Raw genomic sequence first — 16,609 nt, forward strand, 5'->3', positions numbered from 1 at the left:
GCCGGTACGCCGTGCGGCCTGGAGGGCAGAGAGCAGCACCCGCGACGCACCCCCTGCCACTCCGTCCCAAGGAGCGCTCCATGCCTGCGCCGACCTACGAGTTCACTGCTCAGAAGCGGCTGCGCCGGACCCGTTCCCGCGCAGTCAGTAATCTCCCCGTCTTCTCCGTCTCCAGCCTCAAGCCGCACGAGATCGACCCCGTGTACATGACGCTGGTGTGCCCCACCTGCCGCACCTGGGTGCCGATCAACAAGCCGGACACCCTGCGGCCGAAGCTCAGCCCGCACCACACGGAGAAGGCCGGCACCGAGGACCCGGTCCGCTGCCCCGGCAGCCACCGCCTGGTCGTCATCGACGTCGACGTGGAGCGCTGGTACCAGCGCCTGGAAGAGGGCCTCCCCCAGACCGACGGACGCCGCTCCACCCGCGTGATCCGCAAGCCCAAGGCCGGTTCGGCCCCGGCCGTCATGCAGATCGTCGGCGTAACGGTCGACGACAAGACGGCGCGCAAGCTGGACGAAGCCCACGTTCAGGGCTGCTCCACCTGCTCCGTCAGGGACAACAAGGGCCAGACCCTCCGCGCCGTGGAGGTCGCATCCCGGTGCGCGGACGGCCGCCGTCTCGCCCAGCTCGCCGCGCACACCAAGCGCCTCGCCCCGGCCCGCCGCAAGGCGCAGATGGACCGCGAGGACTGGAACGACCGGCGCGAGTGGGGCCTGCGCCTGCTGCACGAGCAGCAGTGGGACACGGTCTCCAGGCCGGTTGGCGACGCCGATCTCCAGCGAGTTCGCGACGCTCTGGCCGCGCTGATCAAGACGCTCAACCCGACCAAGGCCGACGCACCGCAGCTCACCGCCTGGGAGCGCGCCGACCTCATGAGCGCGATCACGCTCCTCGCAACTCAGGAAGAGCAGCTCAGCCGGTAGCCCTCCCGACGAACAACCACGGCCCCGGCCATCCCGCCCAGCGCGGGGAGGCCGGGGCCGTGGCTGCTCGTACAGCAGTCGGAACGAACTCAGGGGTTCGAGCCCCAGGGGCCCTACATCTGAGGGAGACGCCATGGACAGGAACGCCCAGATCGCGGCTTTCGAAGAGCGCCGCAACGCCGAGCGCGCCGCTTTCGAAGAGCGCCGGAACGCGCAGGTCGTGGCATTCGAAGAACGTCGGGATGCTCAGCGCGCCGCATTCGAAGAGCGCAGGGATGCTCAGCGCGCCGCGTATGAGGGGCGCTGAGACACACGGTCGCAGCCCGGCTCATCCCCGATCGAGGCGGGTGGGACGGGCCTTTCGTACGAACGACCACGGCGCCGGCCATCCCGCCCAGCGCGGGGAGGCCGGGGCCGTGGCTGCTCGTAACGGCAGCCAGAACGGCGACAGCCCCGGCGACTTGAGACCCCCGGGGCTGTCCAGGACCTGACTGGAGGACCTGATGCAGCACAGCATGACACGCACCGCGGCACGGCCGACCGCCGGAATCGTCGACGACATCGAGGAAGAGGACGAGGCCAAGGGCTACGAGCCCGAGGACGCCGCCCGCATCGACGTCGCCCTGGTGCTCCTGCCCAACCTCGCCCCGGCACTGGCTGGTTGGGAGGTGACGGCGTGATCACCAGCATGACCGACGCGGAGCGCGAGGCGCTCTCGGAGAAGAACGCGGCGCAGAACCGGCGGTCAGAGAGGCACCAGAAATGAGCGCCCGGCCGACCGACGACCTGTACGTCCGCTACATGAAGGCCTTCGAGGACTCCACCAAGCACACCGCCGACTGCCCGGCCTGCCAGGGCGAGACGCCGTGCGCGGAGGGAGCGCCGATCCACGAGCGGTTCGCCCGACTCCAGGACGCCTACACCGCACGCCAGAAGCAGCAGCGCTGATCACCGGCATTGCCCGTCGCTCCCGGCCCTTCCGGCCGTCGACACAAAACAGCCCCGGGGGTCGCATCCCCCGGGGCCGCCGCTTCGTACTACCGGACCTTCTGGGAGGCCCTTGTGCACACCATCGTACGCACCGCCCCGTACGGCTACGGCGCCATCGCCCCTGCGGTGCCCGAGCGGCCCCGCCCGGCCTGCGCCGGTGAGGACCCGGAGCTGTTCTTCCCGATCGGGGAGAACAGCCCGGCCCTGCTGCAGGTCGAAGAGGCCAAGGCCGTCTGCCGCCGCTGCCCGCTGATGGAGAGCTGCCTCCAAGGCGCCCTGGAGCGCAACGAGCTGGGGGTGTGGGGCGGCACCGACGACAACGAACGCCGTCGTATGAAGCGTCGTTCCGCCCGCCGCCGCGCCGCCTGATCCGTTCTGGCGGCTGCCTGATCCGCCCGCACCGACCGCTGCACCACGGCGGCCGGGACGGGCGGTGACGGGGAGCCGGACAGCCCGGACCGACAGTCGAGGGAGGCCCCCCATGGCCACGACGATGACCCCGCTCCAGCCCGGCACCGAAGCGACCGCCCGCGAGGCCGCGTTCGCGATCTTCGGCAGCGACATCCCGCCGATCGAGCCGGAGGACTGCAGCGGCAGCTGGCGCACCACCCTCCACGTCATCGCGGAGGAGTGGGTGGGCGAGGGCCGTGTAGAGCGGCACGCCGCCCGCACCGCGACCGCGCTCAACGAACTGTTCGCCACGCAGAGGCGGTTCGGCGTCGGTTCGCCCGAGGCGCTCGCCGACGGCACCAGGCTCCAGCCGCTGATCGACCGGTGCCGCCACTTCGGCATCACCACTGCCGACCTCGAACGGCACGGCGCGCAGTTCCCCGAGAGCTGAGCTGATTTCGCGCCCGCCCGGCGGGAGCCGCACCCAGTTTCGCGCCCGCCCCGCGACGCTTCGCGAGACCGGCCGCCCACCTCCCGGGCCGCCGGCCCTTTCGTGCGCCCGGAGCGGGTAGAGCCGGTGCCAGTTCCGTGATCAACCGACCGCACCGACCGCCGTTTCGGGAACGCACCGCCGCGTTTCGGGAGCAGCCCCCGCCGTTTCGCGCCCGCCCTGAACGCCCCCTTGGGAGGCCCCCATGACGATCACCGAAGTGCCGCAGAGCGCGGCACCCGACACCCCCGTTTCGCGCACGCCGGCCGCCGTTTCGGGCGCACCCGAGAAGCCTTCGGGCGCGGCCCGGACCGTTTCGCGACCGGACAAGCGGAAGACGATCAATCCCACCCGTGACCGGCTGATGACCGCCCTGTCGCTCGTCGCCGCGATCGGCGGAACGCTGGTCGGCGTCATCGGCTTCGCGATGTCGTACAGCACCCTGGCCAAGGTCGCCCTGAGCTGGGGCTTCAGCAAGGAACTGGCCCCCTGGTTCCCGGTCGGCGTCGACGCGAGCATCATCGCGTTCCTCGCCCTGGACCTGTACCTGATCCGCAAGAGCACCCCGTGGCCGCTCCTGCGGCTCGCCGCGCACGCCATGACCGGTGCGACGATCTGGTTCAACGCCAGCTCACAGGGCCAGATCAGCACCGACCCGGTCCAGGCCGCCTCCCACGGCGTCATGCCGATGCTGTTCGTGATCGGTGTCGAGGCCGCCCGCCGCCTGATCATCCAAAAGGCCAGGCTGGAGGCGGGAACGGTCACCGACCGGATCCCGATGCACCGCTGGATCCTCTCCCCCGTCGCCACACCGCGCTTCTATCGCCGGATGCGGCTGCACGGGGTCGCCTCGTACCCGGAGATGATCCGGCGTCAGCAGGAACTCATCGGCTACGAGCAGTGGCTCAAGCGCAAGCACAACGGCGACCTGAGCAAGGCGAGTGAGGATGAACGGCTGCCGATGAAGATGGCCGCCCACGGCTATACCGTCTCGCAGGCGCTCGCGATGCCTGAGCAGCAGGAACGCGATGCTGAGGCCCGCGCGGAGGAGGCGGAGCGCCGGCGCCTGGACGCGGAGACGCGCCAGGAGCTCGCGCGCAAGCAGGCGCAGGCCGACCGGCTGGAGGCGGAGGGCAAGCTCGAAGCCGTCCGCGCCCGGGTGGAAGGCGAGACTGGCCAGGCCCGCGCGCACGCCCGAGCCCAGGTCAGTGCCGCAGAGCGGGCCTCTGAGGTGGAGGAAGCGGCGCTGGAGACCGCGCTCGTCGCCGAAGCTCGCGCCCGCGAGGCGCAGGCGCAGCGCAAGGAGGCCCAGGAGTACGAGGCCAAGGCCGCCGCGGACGTCCGCACGGCGGAACTGGAGTGCCAGGCAGCCGAGAAGCGGAAGGAAGCTGCGGAGGCCGACCGGGTCGCCGCGGCGGAGGTGGAGGCAGTCGAGACCCAGAAGATCGCCGAAGCACGCAAGGCCACTGCCGAAGCGAACCGGCGTGCCGCCGAAACGGAGAGGGTCGCTGCCGAAACGCAGCGCGCCACTGCCGAAACCAACCGCAATAAGGCGGAGGAGGAGCGCCTTGAGAAGGTCGCTCTCGCCGATGCCGCGCGTGCCGAGAACGACGCCGCCGAAGCCGAGCGGGCCGCTGCCGAAACGCGGCGGGCTGCTGCCGAAATCGAGCGGCGCGCGGTCGAAGCCGAGGACGTCGCGAAGCTCAAGCCGCGCGAGCGGGCGGTCCGCAGGGTCGCCCGGATGATCCTCGCGGCCGGCGGCGACGCCGACCGGCTGCCGCTCGCCGACATCCAGCACGAACTGGCCGTCTCCTCCCCCGGCACCGCCTCCGAGTACCGCCAGGAGGCAGCCGAGCTGCTTGCCGGCGGTTACCGCCCGGAGCAGTGACCTGCACAAACGAGCTGTTTCGACGGTTCCACCGGCCCCCGAGACACCGGAAATGCCTCGGGGACACGGTGAAGGCGCCGAAGCGCCACCCAGAGCTTTCCACTGATCCGGATCCCCTGTACGGCCCTTCATGAAGGAGAAACCCCTGATGAGCAGCACGGACATCGCGACTCGCGTCACGTCCGGTGTCCAGGCTCTGCGCCTGGACACCACACGGGAGACCTGGCAGGCGCAGCACGGCGCGGGCATGCTGACCGACGCCCAGAGTTACGACTCGCTGGCCGACGCCCTGGAGGCGGACCTCAAGCAGCGCAGCGTGGACGGGGATATGCCCTGGTCGGCGAAGCTGCGGGCGAAGCGGCGGGTGAAGCCGCTGCGGGACGCGGCCAAGGCGATGCGCCAGGCCGCGAAGGCCATCAACGGCACGGTCGCGGCGTACGAGAAGACCGACCCGCAGACGGTGGCCCAGGAGCGGGAGGAAAAGACCCGCAACAAGGACCAGAAGAAGGCGCTGAGGAAGGGCCAGATTCAGGAGGTCGCGCAGAATTCGGCGGCCCGCACCCTGGAGCGCCTTTCCCCTGCACAGAACGAGAACAATCAGGCGGGCGCGAATGGTTCGCCGCAGGTCCTGAGTGATTTCTTCGGGCAGCAGAAGAAGAGGGGGGCCTAAATGCAGAATTCCGGAATGCCGCCAAAGAAGGCGGAACTCTGGAACGATAAATTTAGGAACGCTCACGAGCAGGGCGAGAAAGCGCCGGAAGAATTCATGCGTGTTTGGCTCGATCTCGTGAAAGTTTCGGCGATCCAGAAATCCCAAAGGACCGGCGACCCGAGCGTCTTCAACGCGATTTCGGGCGAGCTGGAGCAGATCTACCGCACTCACCTTGAGTGATCGTCACCGTCATCATCATCACCGCCGGAACCCCGGATCGGGGGTCCCTACACACGCGTGCGTTGTACGCGTGCGAGGAGACCCCCTCCGGTGACCGGCCGTCACCACGAAGGGAGGGCACGTGTCCGACGAAGAACGCCCGGACAACGTGTTCCCGATTCCCCGGATCGGATCGCCGCCGCCCCCCGTAGCTCCTCCCGTCCCCACACTGGCGCCGGGAGGCGGTGCGGGACCGGATACGAGCCCTGACCCGAGAATGGGGCGCATTTCCCCGTTCGACCTGACCCCGCCGCCCATCGCGCCACGCACGCCCGGCATCACCCCGGCGGCGCTTCGCAGCGACGGCGTCACGAATACTCCGGCTGATCCTGGACCTCCCCGCACGGGTGCTTTGTCGATGGCCGCCATATTGGCTATCGCATTGGCCGCATTCGAGGGAATCCACACCTGGGTTCAGGAGTCCGGGCCGCGCCGGATCGAAGCCGCAAAACACAAGCGGGAACTGCAGTTGCTGGCCGCGAAATCCAATGCGGATTCAGCGAAATTCGCCGCGCAGGCTGACGCTCAGCGCGCCCGGGCGCACGGCGGGCGCGGCGCCCCCTCCTCGCACGAGTACGGCAAGAGGGCCCTTGGGAGGTCCGCTGGCGGCTCGGGACGCGGCGGTGGGGCTGGCGGGCCGGTGGGCTCGCGACGATCCTCCAGCGGCGCGTCTGGCGGCTCGCCTCGAGGACGTTCTTCGGGCCCCCCGTCAGGGCCCGCTCCGCGCGGTGCAGGCGGGCGCGGAGGAGCGCTGGGTGGCGGCCGGACCGCTCCCAGCCGACTGGGAGCGTCGGGAGGCGGCGGTGGGGGCCGCAGGGGCAACTCGCCCGGACCGAACGGGCCGGGCCGCTCCGGCGGCGTCAACGGCCGGGGCGGGAGCGGCCGTTCCCCGTCCACAGGGTCCTCAGGGTCCGGAGCGCCGAAGGGCAACTCCAAGAGTGGCCGCACCACGCTCCCGCAGGCGGTCGGCAATGCGGTCAACGGCCGGTGGAATCGGCGCCAGCCGTCCACTCCGGTCCTCAGCAAGGCGACGACTCCGAAGAACCCGAAGAACCCGAGCGGCCGCACCACGCTGCCGCAGGCGGTCGGCAACACGCTCACGGACCGGTGGAAGAACCGGAAGCCGTCCACTCCGGTCGTCAGCAAGACGAACAAGCCCAAGCCCACGGGCGGCGGGACACCCGGCGGCGTCAACAACACGCCGAAGCCGGGCACCGCGCCGGGTGCTGCGAAGCCGGGCGGAGCGAAACCGGGGGCGGCTGCGGGCGGGGCGAACACCGCCGTGAAGGGCGGGTGGAAGCCCGCACCGGGCAGTCCGGCGGCGGCCGGCGCCGGGAAGCCGTCTGCGGGCAAATCCGGCTCCACCGGCGCCAACGCCGGGCGTACGACGTTCTGGCAGGCGGTCGGCAACACCATGGCCGACCGCTGGAAGAAGCGCGGCGGCATTACGGGCTGCGTCTTCAACCCCACCCCCTCGTCGAAGGGCGGCACGAAAGGCGCCCCTTCGGTCAAGAGCCCGGGCCCGGCCGGTGGGGCGAAGCCGAATACCGGCGGCCCGAAGGGCACCGGCCCGGGCGCCACGGCCGGGAAGGGCCCGTCCGCGTGGAAGACCAAGCCGGGCAAGACGAAGCCCAAGAAGCCCGGGCCCAAGAAGTCCCGGCCCAAGAACACCAGCGGGCCCGGAACGGGCAGCGGGACGGGCAGCTCCGGTGCCGGGACGGGGCCGGGCTTCACCTGGGCGCGGAGTTCGCCGTGGGACTACATCAAGCCGGTGCCCACGACCATCACCGTCGAACAGGCCGGCCCGGCGCGCCGCAACCGGCAGCCGTGGGAGTCCGAGGATTCCCGGCCTGCCGCCCCCGCCTCGCAGCCCCTGCCCTCGGAGCCGCGGCCTGCCCTGCCCCGTGCCCCCTACCGCCCGGCCGGGAAGCGGCCGGGCACCACTCGAAAGAAGGAGCCGATCCCCATGGGAACAGCCCCGGCCGGCGCGTTCGTCGCCAAGCCGCGACCTGGTGGCATGGCCGCCGAACACGCCACGGAAGTGACCAAGGGCGACTGCGTGAAGGTGCTGGCCAAGCTGGTCACCGAGGGCATGGAGACCCACGACGACTGCGACGGCCTGGCGAAGTCGGCGCGCAAGCTGCTCGGCCAGCTCGAAACGATGGTCAACGACCTCAGCACGTCGCACAACGTCGGCTCGCAGAAGGTCATGAAAGCGGCCGCCGAGACCCAGAACACGGTGCTCGAACTGCTCCGTGAGGCCCTCCAGATGGCCAAGGACGCCCTGGCCGCGGCGGAACTCGCCGAAGTCGAAGAGAGCCAGATGAAGCAGGACTACCAGCCGATCGAGCAGGAGACCGCGGACCAGGGCCTGGTCACCCCCAGCTCCCGCCTCCACAACGAGAACTAGGAGGAGATCGCGATGAGCGAACTCGCCCGGGGCGGCTCCGACGGAGCGGGCAACGGATTCAAGGCCAAGCAGGCCAAGCTCGCCCTGCTGCAAAAGGCCGCGGCTGCCCTCAAGGAGGAAGCCGAGCAGATCAAGACCCGGATGCGCAGCAACGCGAAGATGAGCGCGATCCTGGCCGCCATGTGCCGCCAGGCCGAAGTCCACGCCACCCACACCAGTCGCATCGACGAGATCGCCGCCCAGTTCGGCAAGGTGGCCGGCGGCGGCCTGCGCATCGCCGCGATCGGCGACCGCCTCTACCAGGCCACCAGCAACTGGAAGAGCACGCACGCCACCCAGTACGGCGGCATCTACAACAAGAACGCCGTCTCCAAGGTGCCCATGGCCAAGCCGGGCTTCTACCGGCAGCGCTGACCCCGCCGCCCCGCCGCACGTGAGGGCCGCACACCCGCTCGGGTGCGCGGCCCTCACCCACATCCATCCCGCGCGGCCGGGAGCACTGAACTCAACAGAACAGAGAAGGAGTTGACCTGCCGTGATGAAGCGGATGCCCACGCGGGCGAAGGTGGAGCGTGTCGCCTACGGGGCATCCGCGCTCGCGCTGGGAGTCGTACCCGAACTCGGCGAAGCCGCCGTGCACGCCCCCGTCGCCGTCGCAGGCAGCAGCTGCCTGTGGTGGCTGTACCGGCGCACCAAGGCCGGGAACTTCCCCAAGCTGCTCAAGGCAAGCCAGCGGTCCCTGCCGCTGCTCGGCGCCGTCGGCGTGTACACCGCCAACGCCGTCGTGGACGGCACCTCGTGGTGGCAGATCGCCGCCCCGGCCGCGTGGGGCGGGCTGATGAGCCTGTGGCTGCCGATCACCCGCGCCGGATGGCGGCCCGGTCCCGATGACACCGAGAGCTACCCGACCACGTTCGAGGGCATCGTCGCCAAACTGTGGGCCGACGCGAAGGTCTCCCAGGACACGCACCTGGAGAACATCGAGCAGCTCCACGCCGACCAGGCCGACTTCCATGCGGTCATCGTGGCCCCGGCCGGCACCGCGGTGCCGCGCATGGAACTGACCGACATCGCCGCCGTGTTCGGCTACCCCGTCTCCACCGTCACCCTGACCGAGATCCCCAACAGCGGGCCCGGCCGGATGCGGCTGAGCGTGCAGCCCTCCCAGCAGGGCAAGGGCCGCTTCGACCAGATGTGGGACGAATTCATCGCCGCCCCCTCCGGTGCGATCCCCGGCGCTGGCGTTGTGGCGATCGACGACGACACCCCGGGCAAGGTCATGATCCTGGCGGCGGTGCCGTCCGGGCAGGTCGCCCGCGTCAACCACGAACAGCTGTGTTCCGCGTTCGGCGTCAACACTGCCGAGATGCGGCTGGTCGCCGAAGCCCAGGGCCGCGAGGTCCTGATCACCCTGTATGACGAGGCGCCGTTCAAGCAGGCCCGCCCCGCCACCCGCGAGCTGCTCACCCTGGACCGGCACGGCCGGTTCACCATCGGCACCACCCACGACGGCCGCGACGCCCAGGTCCACATGCGGTCCGCGTCCGGCACCCTGCACGGCTTCCTGGTCGGGGTGACCGGCTCCGGCAAGACCGTGGCCATGGCCCTGATGTGCGCCGCCTACTCCCTGGCCGGAGTCGTGTGCTGGGTGACCTCCGCCCGGCCCGACGCACAGATGTCCGCCGTCGGCCGCTACGTCGACCGCCAGGGCTCCGGCGCCCTGCGCACCGTACGGCAGCTGCGCGCCGCCGTCGGCCTGATGAACGTGCGCGGCGAGATCAACGCCGAAGTCGGGCACGACTTCTCCTTCAACTCGCCCTACCCGGCCCTCATCGTCGTCCTGGACGAGTTCAACTCCCTGGTCACCGACCCGCTGTACGGGGACGAGATCGCGGAGCTGACCGACATCCTCGCCCGCGAGGGCCGCAAGTTCGGCGTCGGCGTACTGTTCGCCGGCCAGACCCTCAACCTCGACAAGCTCGGCGGCGCCGCCTCCCTGCGCGAGCAGGTCCAGGGCGGCGTCGGCATCGTGCTGCGCATCTCCGGCGGCATCGCCGCCCGCCAGGCCACCGGCGGCCTCGCCGGGGACGCCGACCTCGCCCCGATCCCCGACCGGCTCGGCGCGGCGGTCTCCCTCATGGACCGCATGAAGGGCACCGAATCCGACGCGCCCGGCGCGACCACCCAGGGCGCCGGACACGTCGTCACCGGCTCCGACGCCACCTTGATGCGCACCCTGTACGTGCACCTGCCCGACGACGGCACCCCCGACGGACTCGGCGACATCTTCCCCGCCGACGGCACCATCGCCACCATCACCGACCGGGAAGCCGACGGCCTCGCCGCCCAGGGCGACCTGTACGGCGACTGGGACGCACCCGAGCCCGAGGCCGACGGCCCCGGCGGCGGCACCCCGTCCTTCGCGGTGCCGACCGCACCGGTGTTCACCCCGGCCGCGGCCGCCAAGCCGTCCAAGACCAAGGTCAGGGACCAGATCCTCGCCGTGGTCACCCGCCGGATGACCGCCAAGGAGATCCGGGAACTGGTCGACGCAACGCCCGGGACCGTCCGCAACAAGCTGAGCGATCTGGTCGAAGAGGGCCTGCTGCACCAGCCCGAGCACGGCGAGTACGCCCCCGCCGGCGGCCACACCGAACCCGAGCCCGCAGCCGGCGAGGCCCCGGGCACCAAGAGCATGCCCTCGGAGGGCTTCGACGGGGAGCTGCTGCTCCTGGCCACCGAGTTGGTGGTCTCCACCCAGTTCGGCTCCACCTCGATGCTGCAGCGCAAGCTGCGCGTCGGCTTCGCCCTGGCCGGACGGCTCATGGACACCCTCGAAGCGCGCGGCATCGTCGGCCCCGCCGACGGCAGCAAGGCCCGCGAGGTTCTGGTCAAACCGGACGCCGCGGATGAGGTCGTACGCGAACTGCGCGCCGACCTCGCACTCGCCGACGACTAACCCCTGCCCGCCCGGCCCCGGCCCTCGCCGCCAGGGCCGGGCGGCCCGTTCATCCCCGGAAGGACATCCGCATGGTCATTTCCCTCTCCCTCGCCGGCGTCATGGCTCTGATCGTGATCGTTCTGGTGCGCACCGGCTCCCAGCGCATCTGGCCGGGCATCGCCTGTGCCCTGTTCGGCTTCGCGCTCGCCTCCACCGGCCTCGCGCCCGGCATCACCCGCGCGATCCAGACCATCGCCGGACGGGCCCAGTCCCTGTGACCCCGCCACTCCACACGCCGGAGGACCCGTGCTCCGCCCTGAACTACTCGCGCCCAAGCCCTCGCTGATCGTCGTCGATGAAGCCGACGCCCTGTTCCGCACAGGCACCGGCCCGAAGGCGACTCGCCTGATCAACGAACTGCTGGTGACGGGCCGCACCCGCACGATCTGGAGCGCGCCGCCGCGCCCTCGCTGGCAGGACGTCACCCTCGCCGACTTCGTTGCCGCGGCCGAGAGCGGCATCGGCTGACCTGGGAGCTGCCTCATGCACATACTCACCAGCACACCCGCCAGACCGCCCGCCACCCAGGACGCTGCGACGGAGCTCTCCCTGGAAGCCCGCATGGCCATCGTGGACGCGTCCATGACCGTCCGGCTCGATGAAGCGGCCGTCGCCTACGAGGTCCGCACCGCACACATCCCCACCGACCCCGTCGACCTGGCCGACGTCGTCACCGTGCCGCTCACCCCGACCCCGACCCCGAAATTGCCCGCCCCCGCCACACCGATGGCAGCCCTCCTGGAACGCGCCCGCGACCGGATGGAAACCAGCGGCTGGTGCAGCGGCGCCCTCACCGACGAACGCGGCGCGGTCTGCCTGCTCGGTGCGATCCGCAAGGAAGCCGGCGGCAGACTCGGCCTGGAGTCCGACGCCGCCGCCCTCGTCCTGGACTCCATTCGAAAGCGCTTCGGTGACGACGTCGACTCCGTCCCCGGCTTCAACGACTCCTGGGCCAACGGGCGTGTTCCACTCCGGATCCTCGGCGAGGCCGCGAACCTCGCCGACGCACGCGGGATCTGAACCCGGTCGGTCGAAGCCGGTCAGTCGAATTCGATGCGCAACTGGCCGTACTCGTCGATCCACGCGTCGTAGATGACACCGTCGACAACCGCACCGGAGACCGCGACTTCCAGCCCCTCCTCAGCGTCGATCCACAACTGGCCCTCATCATCCGTCCAGGCCGGCCAGATCACCCCGTCGGAATCGACCACTGATTCGAATACCACCACGGGGTCCTCGCGAGAGAACAACCCCATCGCGCCCAACTCCTCCCTGTGCCTGCCCACAGCGTGGCGCACGCCGGGCGCCCGCACCAGATCCCGGATCACCCGCATCGCCCCCGAACTCCGCCCCACAGGACGGAAGTCGAGTGCGGCGCAGGCCACCCGGCCACCGGAACCATCCCACCCCAACCCCCTCAGGAGCCTTGTCATGGCCGATCACACCCCGCGCCAGCTCTTCGAGCTCAAGCCCTACACGCCGCCCAAGCCCGCTGGCCTCTCGCTGTCCCTGAAGGTCGTCGTCAGCGGCCTGCTCCTCCTGGTGCTGTTCCTGGTCGGCCAGTTCAACGGCAACGACGCCCAGGGCGAACAGCACACCGACCGCAGCACCACGACGCAGACCCGCCCGTGACCCTCCGGCCGACCCGCCTGGTCCTCGCCCGCCGCACCTCAGCGGCGCGCGAGGCACGGGCAGGCCGACTGGCCTCGCGCACCGCACAGCCATCCGTCCCCGCAGCACTGCTGCGGAACACCCTCTGGGAGACAACGCCTTGGCGAAACGGCCTGCCGTCATAGGAGTCCTCACCGAACCTGCGCCGCCGACCTGGTGGAGAGCCCACCGCCACCAGGTCTTCCTCATCCTCGGACTCATCGGCGGCTTCTACATCGGCACACACAGCAGCGGCGACGCCGCGACGACCCCCGACAAGCCCCAGCCGACCCACACCGCCCCCGCCAACCCGTCGGTCAAACCGCTGCCCAAGCCGACCCCGTCACCCTCCAAGTCGCGATGACCGTCCGCAGGAGCCGCACTGGCATCGCCTCGCCACCACGCCAGCCCGGCACCTGACCGGCCTGCACACGCACACCGTTCCCAGCCCCGAACCGGCACCCGCTGCGCCCCGCCGACCACCACCTGGTCGGCGGGGCGCAGCGCTGTCACCGACGACCTGGAGGACCTGCTCGTGCTCATCCCCCGCCCGCGCCGCCGCATCGGCCGGCCCCGCCCGCAACGCCCCGGCCCCCGCTACCCGCTGCCCCACCCTCGTCTCCCCGGCTCCTGGAGCCGGTGATGCCGCGTACGCGCAAGCGCCGTCGGCGCGAGGTGACACGGGTTGCGCGCAGCGCCGCGTCCCTGCCGGAGTACGACCGCGGCGCCGCTGTACCCGAAGGCCTGGTCACGCGACGCAAATTGCGGGAGATGGGCCTGAGCCCGGGGGAAAATCAGGGCCCGGTCGCGATCCTGCGCTGCAAGCTCTGTGCGACCCGCCCGCAGTGGTCTTGCCGACACCCCACTCGCGGCTACCTGCTCCGTGTCGACCTGGCGAAGCCGAAGCGCGTCCCGACGCTCGCGCAGGAAGAAGCCCTGGACCGCGCGGTGGCCGCAAGGTCCACTTGCCCGCTCTGCCGCCGCCGGTACTACCACTGCCTGCCGCTGCGGAAGGTGGGCCACTGCGACCCCTGTGAGCGCGGCTACCAGCCCAGCCCCGAGACCGTCATGCACGATCCGGCCTCGATCACCGACCACCGACTGGCTGCCTGACCTGAGAGGACTTCCCGTCATGAACACCGCCGTCCGCGTCTCCGCCTTCAGCGAGCCCGATCGACCCAAGGACCTGCAGATCCGCTACTCCACCGTCGGCGGCGCCTACGTCGACGTCACCGGCGGCGGCGAGCACATGAAGAACCGCTGGAAGTGCCACGGCTGCAAGGACGCCTCGCGCTTCCCCGAGGAGGCCTACCTCTTCGACATGCGCGAGAAGGCCAGCGCGCACGCCTCCGCCTGCCGAGCCATCCCGCTGACGTGACCGGCCGCGAGAACGAGGTCCTGATCGTCTCCTGCGAGGACGACCCCCGGGCGGCCGGCCGGATCGGCTACGTCCTCGACGAGGAGCCGCCAGGCGAACTCACGGACTACCGCTGGACGGTGTCCGGGCTCGGGTTCTTCATCGGCGACGTCCTGTGCTTCGACGACGAACTGGAATGGCTCTGATCTCCACCGCCACGAAATCCGGCACCTTCCCGGCCCTGCCCGACCTCACGGGCAGGGCCGTTGTTCTTGCCCACCCCTCCCCTCACCCGCTTCGAGATCAGGAGAAACCCCCACATGCAGCGTCCCGCCGCCCGCCCCCGGCTGGACCGGGTGCGTTCCTCCGCCTCGATCGCCAAGCTCGCCGTCCAGCAGCTCGAGGACGAACTGGGCGACCCGGTCGACCCCGAACTTCTCGCCGGGCTGCTGCGCGAGCTGTTCGACGAGGCCTGCCCGCAGGACGGCCTCTTCGGTGCCCTCAGCCAGCTCCTCACGATGGCCTCCCGCGTCGCCGTGCTCGCGCCGCTGGATGGCGAGGACGCCGAATCCGCGGCCTGCGCGATCGAGGAGGCCGCCGCCTACATCGGCGACTCCGCCGGGATGCGCCTGCACCTGGCCACCTCCACCCTCCACCCGCAAGGAGAACGTGCATGAAGACCACCTTCACCGGCACGATGCAGCCGATCGACACGACCATTCCCGACCCGTCGCTCATCGTCCTGATCGGGGCATCGGGCAGTGGCAAGACGACCCTCGCGAGCACGTGGCCCGCCACGCAGGTCCTGGAGCTCGACCAGTTCAGGGCGATGGTGTCGGACTGCGCTGGCGACCAGACTGCGACGTCGGCCGCGGCCGCCCTCATGCACGCCGCGCTCAAGGCCCGCCTTGCTCGCAGGCTCACCACGGTCATCAGCGCGACGAACACCGAGGCCGTCATTCGCAAGGGCCTGATCGACGTCGCCCGCGCCCATGGCGTGCCGACCGTCGCGCTGCTCGTCTCCACCCCGGCCGACGTCTGCGTGAAGCGCCAGGCCGACCGCGACCCGACCCTGGCCGTGCCCGAGGACGTCGTACGCCGCCAGCACGCCGACGCCGTCAAGGCGTTCCCGCAGCTGCGCGGCGAGGGCTTCGACCACGTGGTGTTCGCCGACAACATCCACCGCCTGGAGCCGCTCCTGCAGCGCGCCAGCGACACCCGCCGCCACGAGATGGGCTGGGACGGCCGCGGCGACGGCCTGGGTGACCTGTTCCTCGTGCGCCGCACCCTCGGCGCCGACGTACTGCCGCTGTGGACGTGGCGCGACAACTCCCAACTGGCGGGCGGCGACCGCGTCGGCGAGATCCGCCTCGGACCCGACCGGCTCGTGCTCGCCCTGCGCACGAACGTCGACGGCGAGGGCGACCTCGGCTTCGACCTGCTCGTGTACTGCCCGTACGACGACGAATGCGACGCGCCCGCCTGGCAGGCCGTCTACTCCGTGACCGACCTCCTGATCGCGCACACCAGCGACCGGCCGCACCCAGACACCGTGTGCACCGTCCACGGCGGCCCCGACGACGTCGACCAGGAGGACGACGACCACGACCGCGACCAGGACGACGACCCCGAGGGCCGCGACGACCTCGCCGCGCAGTACAAGGAGGCGGTCGGCGCGTGAGCCGCGCCGCGCACCGCCGCATCGTCCACGCCAGCGCGGGCGACCCGCGTACCCCGACCGACACCCGGTTATGAGCGGCTCCGGCCGCCAACACCCCTTTACGGAGGACCGCATGGCCCGCAAGCCCGTCACCTGGTACATCGCCACCCCCGCCGACGGCATCATCGAGATGTCCCGCGAGGCCGGGACCCCGGTGAACCTCGCCGCCAGCGTCGGCCAGGTCATCGACCACCCCAACCCCTGCCGCAACAAGTGGTACGACGAGAGCCGCTTCTCCTACTTCCGCATGGTCAAGCGCGTCGGCGAGGCGCTGGAGGACACCGGCATCTGGCCCGTCACCTGGCCCGTCCGGCTGTGGATCGTGGAGCCGCTGGGCGAGACCGGTAACTGGAGCCAGCGCTACTACCCCTACCGGCTGCTCTCCCATCAGATCCGCGTCCTCGAGGAGACCAACGCCCACCTCGCGCTCGGGCCCGCCGGCCGCGACGTCCTGAACGTCATCCAGCAGGAGATCCCCGAGCGGGCCGCGCGCTGGGCGGCGGACTGGGACGCCGATCCCGAGGGCATGCGCGACCGGAAGTGGGACTGGGAGCAGTGCGGCGGCCCCACCTGCGGCAGCGGCCGATGGGCGGACGCCGTCGCCATGTCCACCTCGCACACTCGCCGCGAATCGGCCGCCCAGACCTGGATCGAGCACCTCGCGCGGAACGCCGTCGACCAGGCCCTCGCCGACACTGACGCCAGCATGATGGCGCACTGCTACGCCTACAGCCGCGCCACCGGCCACGCGGTCGCCGCCCAGCACCAGAACCGCTTCGAAGCGTACGTCCTGGACGCGCTGCGCGGCGTCGGTCTCGACTCCCCTGCTGCGGTCGCAGCTGCCTGATCTGCTCGA

At 70.9% G+C, this 16,609-nt stretch carries 24 protein-coding genes; 23 read left to right on the plus strand and 1 reads right to left on the minus strand.

Annotated features, from left to right (window positions below; translation table 11 throughout):
• The first annotated feature begins 80 nt into the window (after positions 1-80).
• The 15 genes from ABZ833_RS41590 to ABZ833_RS41660 all read left to right on the plus strand — a co-directional run bounded on the left by ABZ833_RS41590 (position 81) and on the right by ABZ833_RS41660 (position 12,046).
• The gene (locus ABZ833_RS41590) at positions 81-926 is read left to right on the plus strand and encodes a hypothetical protein (RefSeq protein ID WP_361058487.1); all 846 of its coding nucleotides are present in this window, start codon (positions 81-83) and stop codon (positions 924-926) included.
• 133 nt (positions 927-1,059) lie between these two features.
• Entirely contained in the window at positions 1,060-1,233 is a 174-nt protein-coding gene (locus ABZ833_RS41595; RefSeq protein ID WP_361058489.1) for a hypothetical protein, read from the plus strand.
• 208 nt (positions 1,234-1,441) lie between these two features.
• Positions 1,442-1,606, plus strand: a complete 165-nt coding sequence (locus ABZ833_RS41600; protein ID WP_361058491.1) for a hypothetical protein — start codon at positions 1,442-1,444, stop codon at positions 1,604-1,606.
• An 82-nt stretch (positions 1,607-1,688) separates the two neighbouring features.
• Complete coding sequence (locus ABZ833_RS41605) at positions 1,689-1,874, plus strand: hypothetical protein (RefSeq protein ID WP_361058493.1); 186 nt, start codon at positions 1,689-1,691, stop codon at positions 1,872-1,874.
• Between the two features lie 168 nt (positions 1,875-2,042).
• Positions 2,043-2,285, plus strand: coding sequence for a WhiB family transcriptional regulator (locus ABZ833_RS41610; RefSeq protein WP_361058579.1), 243 nt, complete (start codon positions 2,043-2,045; stop codon positions 2,283-2,285).
• Between the two features lie 112 nt (positions 2,286-2,397).
• On the plus strand, positions 2,398-2,757 hold the full coding sequence (locus ABZ833_RS41615; protein ID WP_361058495.1) for a hypothetical protein: 360 nt from the start codon (positions 2,398-2,400) through the stop codon (positions 2,755-2,757).
• A 244-nt stretch (positions 2,758-3,001) separates the two neighbouring features.
• On the plus strand, positions 3,002-4,684 hold the full coding sequence (locus tag ABZ833_RS41620) for a DUF2637 domain-containing protein (RefSeq protein WP_361058497.1): 1,683 nt from the start codon (positions 3,002-3,004) through the stop codon (positions 4,682-4,684).
• A 148-nt stretch (positions 4,685-4,832) separates the two neighbouring features.
• Positions 4,833-5,354, plus strand: a complete 522-nt coding sequence (locus tag ABZ833_RS41625; RefSeq protein WP_361058498.1) for a hypothetical protein — start codon at positions 4,833-4,835, stop codon at positions 5,352-5,354.
• Positions 5,355-5,576, plus strand: coding sequence for a hypothetical protein (locus ABZ833_RS41630; protein WP_361058500.1), 222 nt, complete (start codon positions 5,355-5,357; stop codon positions 5,574-5,576).
• Positions 5,577-6,897: 1,321 nt separating this feature from the next.
• Positions 6,898-8,025 carry a hypothetical protein gene (locus tag ABZ833_RS41635; RefSeq protein WP_361058502.1) on the plus strand — a complete coding sequence of 376 codons (1,128 nt, stop codon included), beginning with the start codon at positions 6,898-6,900 and terminating at the stop codon, positions 8,023-8,025.
• Between the two features lie 12 nt (positions 8,026-8,037).
• The gene (locus tag ABZ833_RS41640; RefSeq protein ID WP_361058504.1) at positions 8,038-8,439 is read left to right on the plus strand and encodes a hypothetical protein; all 402 of its coding nucleotides are present in this window, start codon (positions 8,038-8,040) and stop codon (positions 8,437-8,439) included.
• A gap of 124 nt (positions 8,440-8,563) precedes the next feature.
• Complete coding sequence (locus ABZ833_RS41645) at positions 8,564-10,984, plus strand: DNA translocase FtsK (RefSeq protein WP_361058506.1); 2,421 nt, start codon at positions 8,564-8,566, stop codon at positions 10,982-10,984.
• A gap of 71 nt (positions 10,985-11,055) precedes the next feature.
• The gene (locus ABZ833_RS41650) at positions 11,056-11,244 is read left to right on the plus strand and encodes a hypothetical protein (RefSeq protein WP_361058508.1); all 189 of its coding nucleotides are present in this window, start codon (positions 11,056-11,058) and stop codon (positions 11,242-11,244) included.
• Positions 11,245-11,272: 28 nt separating this feature from the next.
• Positions 11,273-11,494, plus strand: coding sequence for a hypothetical protein (locus ABZ833_RS41655; RefSeq protein ID WP_361058510.1), 222 nt, complete (start codon positions 11,273-11,275; stop codon positions 11,492-11,494).
• Positions 11,495-11,509: 15 nt separating this feature from the next.
• Complete coding sequence (locus ABZ833_RS41660) at positions 11,510-12,046, plus strand: hypothetical protein (protein ID WP_361058512.1); 537 nt, start codon at positions 11,510-11,512, stop codon at positions 12,044-12,046.
• A gap of 20 nt (positions 12,047-12,066) precedes the next feature.
• Here the strand turns inward: ABZ833_RS41660 and ABZ833_RS41665 are convergent, their stop codons facing one another.
• Positions 12,067-12,360 carry a hypothetical protein gene (locus ABZ833_RS41665; protein WP_361058514.1) on the minus strand — a complete coding sequence of 98 codons (294 nt, stop codon included), beginning with the start codon at positions 12,358-12,360 and terminating at the stop codon, positions 12,067-12,069.
• Positions 12,361-12,457: 97 nt separating this feature from the next.
• Here ABZ833_RS41665 and ABZ833_RS41670 point away from each other — a divergent pair, with 97 nt between their 5' ends.
• From ABZ833_RS41670 to ABZ833_RS41705, 8 genes are all read left to right on the plus strand, one after another.
• On the plus strand, positions 12,458-12,658 hold the full coding sequence (locus ABZ833_RS41670; protein ID WP_361058516.1) for a hypothetical protein: 201 nt from the start codon (positions 12,458-12,460) through the stop codon (positions 12,656-12,658).
• Positions 12,659-12,797: 139 nt separating this feature from the next.
• On the plus strand, positions 12,798-13,040 hold the full coding sequence (locus tag ABZ833_RS41675; RefSeq protein ID WP_361058517.1) for a hypothetical protein: 243 nt from the start codon (positions 12,798-12,800) through the stop codon (positions 13,038-13,040).
• A gap of 278 nt (positions 13,041-13,318) precedes the next feature.
• Positions 13,319-13,789: an RRQRL motif-containing zinc-binding protein gene (locus tag ABZ833_RS41680; protein WP_361058519.1), complete on the plus strand. Its 471-nt coding sequence runs from the start codon at positions 13,319-13,321 to the stop codon at positions 13,787-13,789.
• Between the two features lie 19 nt (positions 13,790-13,808).
• Positions 13,809-14,054, plus strand: coding sequence for a hypothetical protein (locus tag ABZ833_RS41685; protein ID WP_361058521.1), 246 nt, complete (start codon positions 13,809-13,811; stop codon positions 14,052-14,054).
• The gene (locus ABZ833_RS41690) at positions 14,051-14,239 is read left to right on the plus strand and encodes a hypothetical protein (RefSeq protein WP_361058523.1); all 189 of its coding nucleotides are present in this window, start codon (positions 14,051-14,053) and stop codon (positions 14,237-14,239) included. The genes ABZ833_RS41685 and ABZ833_RS41690 overlap by 4 nt, the downstream gene beginning before the upstream one ends.
• A gap of 114 nt (positions 14,240-14,353) precedes the next feature.
• Positions 14,354-14,710: a hypothetical protein gene (locus ABZ833_RS41695; RefSeq protein ID WP_361058524.1), complete on the plus strand. Its 357-nt coding sequence runs from the start codon at positions 14,354-14,356 to the stop codon at positions 14,708-14,710.
• Positions 14,707-15,714 carry an ATP-binding protein gene (locus ABZ833_RS41700; protein ID WP_361058526.1) on the plus strand — a complete coding sequence of 336 codons (1,008 nt, stop codon included), beginning with the start codon at positions 14,707-14,709 and terminating at the stop codon, positions 15,712-15,714. The genes ABZ833_RS41695 and ABZ833_RS41700 overlap by 4 nt, the downstream gene beginning before the upstream one ends.
• Before the next feature lie 112 nt (positions 15,715-15,826).
• On the plus strand, positions 15,827-16,600 hold the full coding sequence (locus ABZ833_RS41705; protein WP_361058528.1) for a hypothetical protein: 774 nt from the start codon (positions 15,827-15,829) through the stop codon (positions 16,598-16,600).
• Positions 16,601-16,609 lie beyond the last annotated feature (9 nt).

Source organism: Streptomyces sp. NPDC047525 (assembly GCF_040643025.1).
Taxonomy (GTDB): Bacteria; Actinomycetota; Actinomycetes; order Streptomycetales; family Streptomycetaceae; genus Streptomyces; species Streptomyces durmitorensis.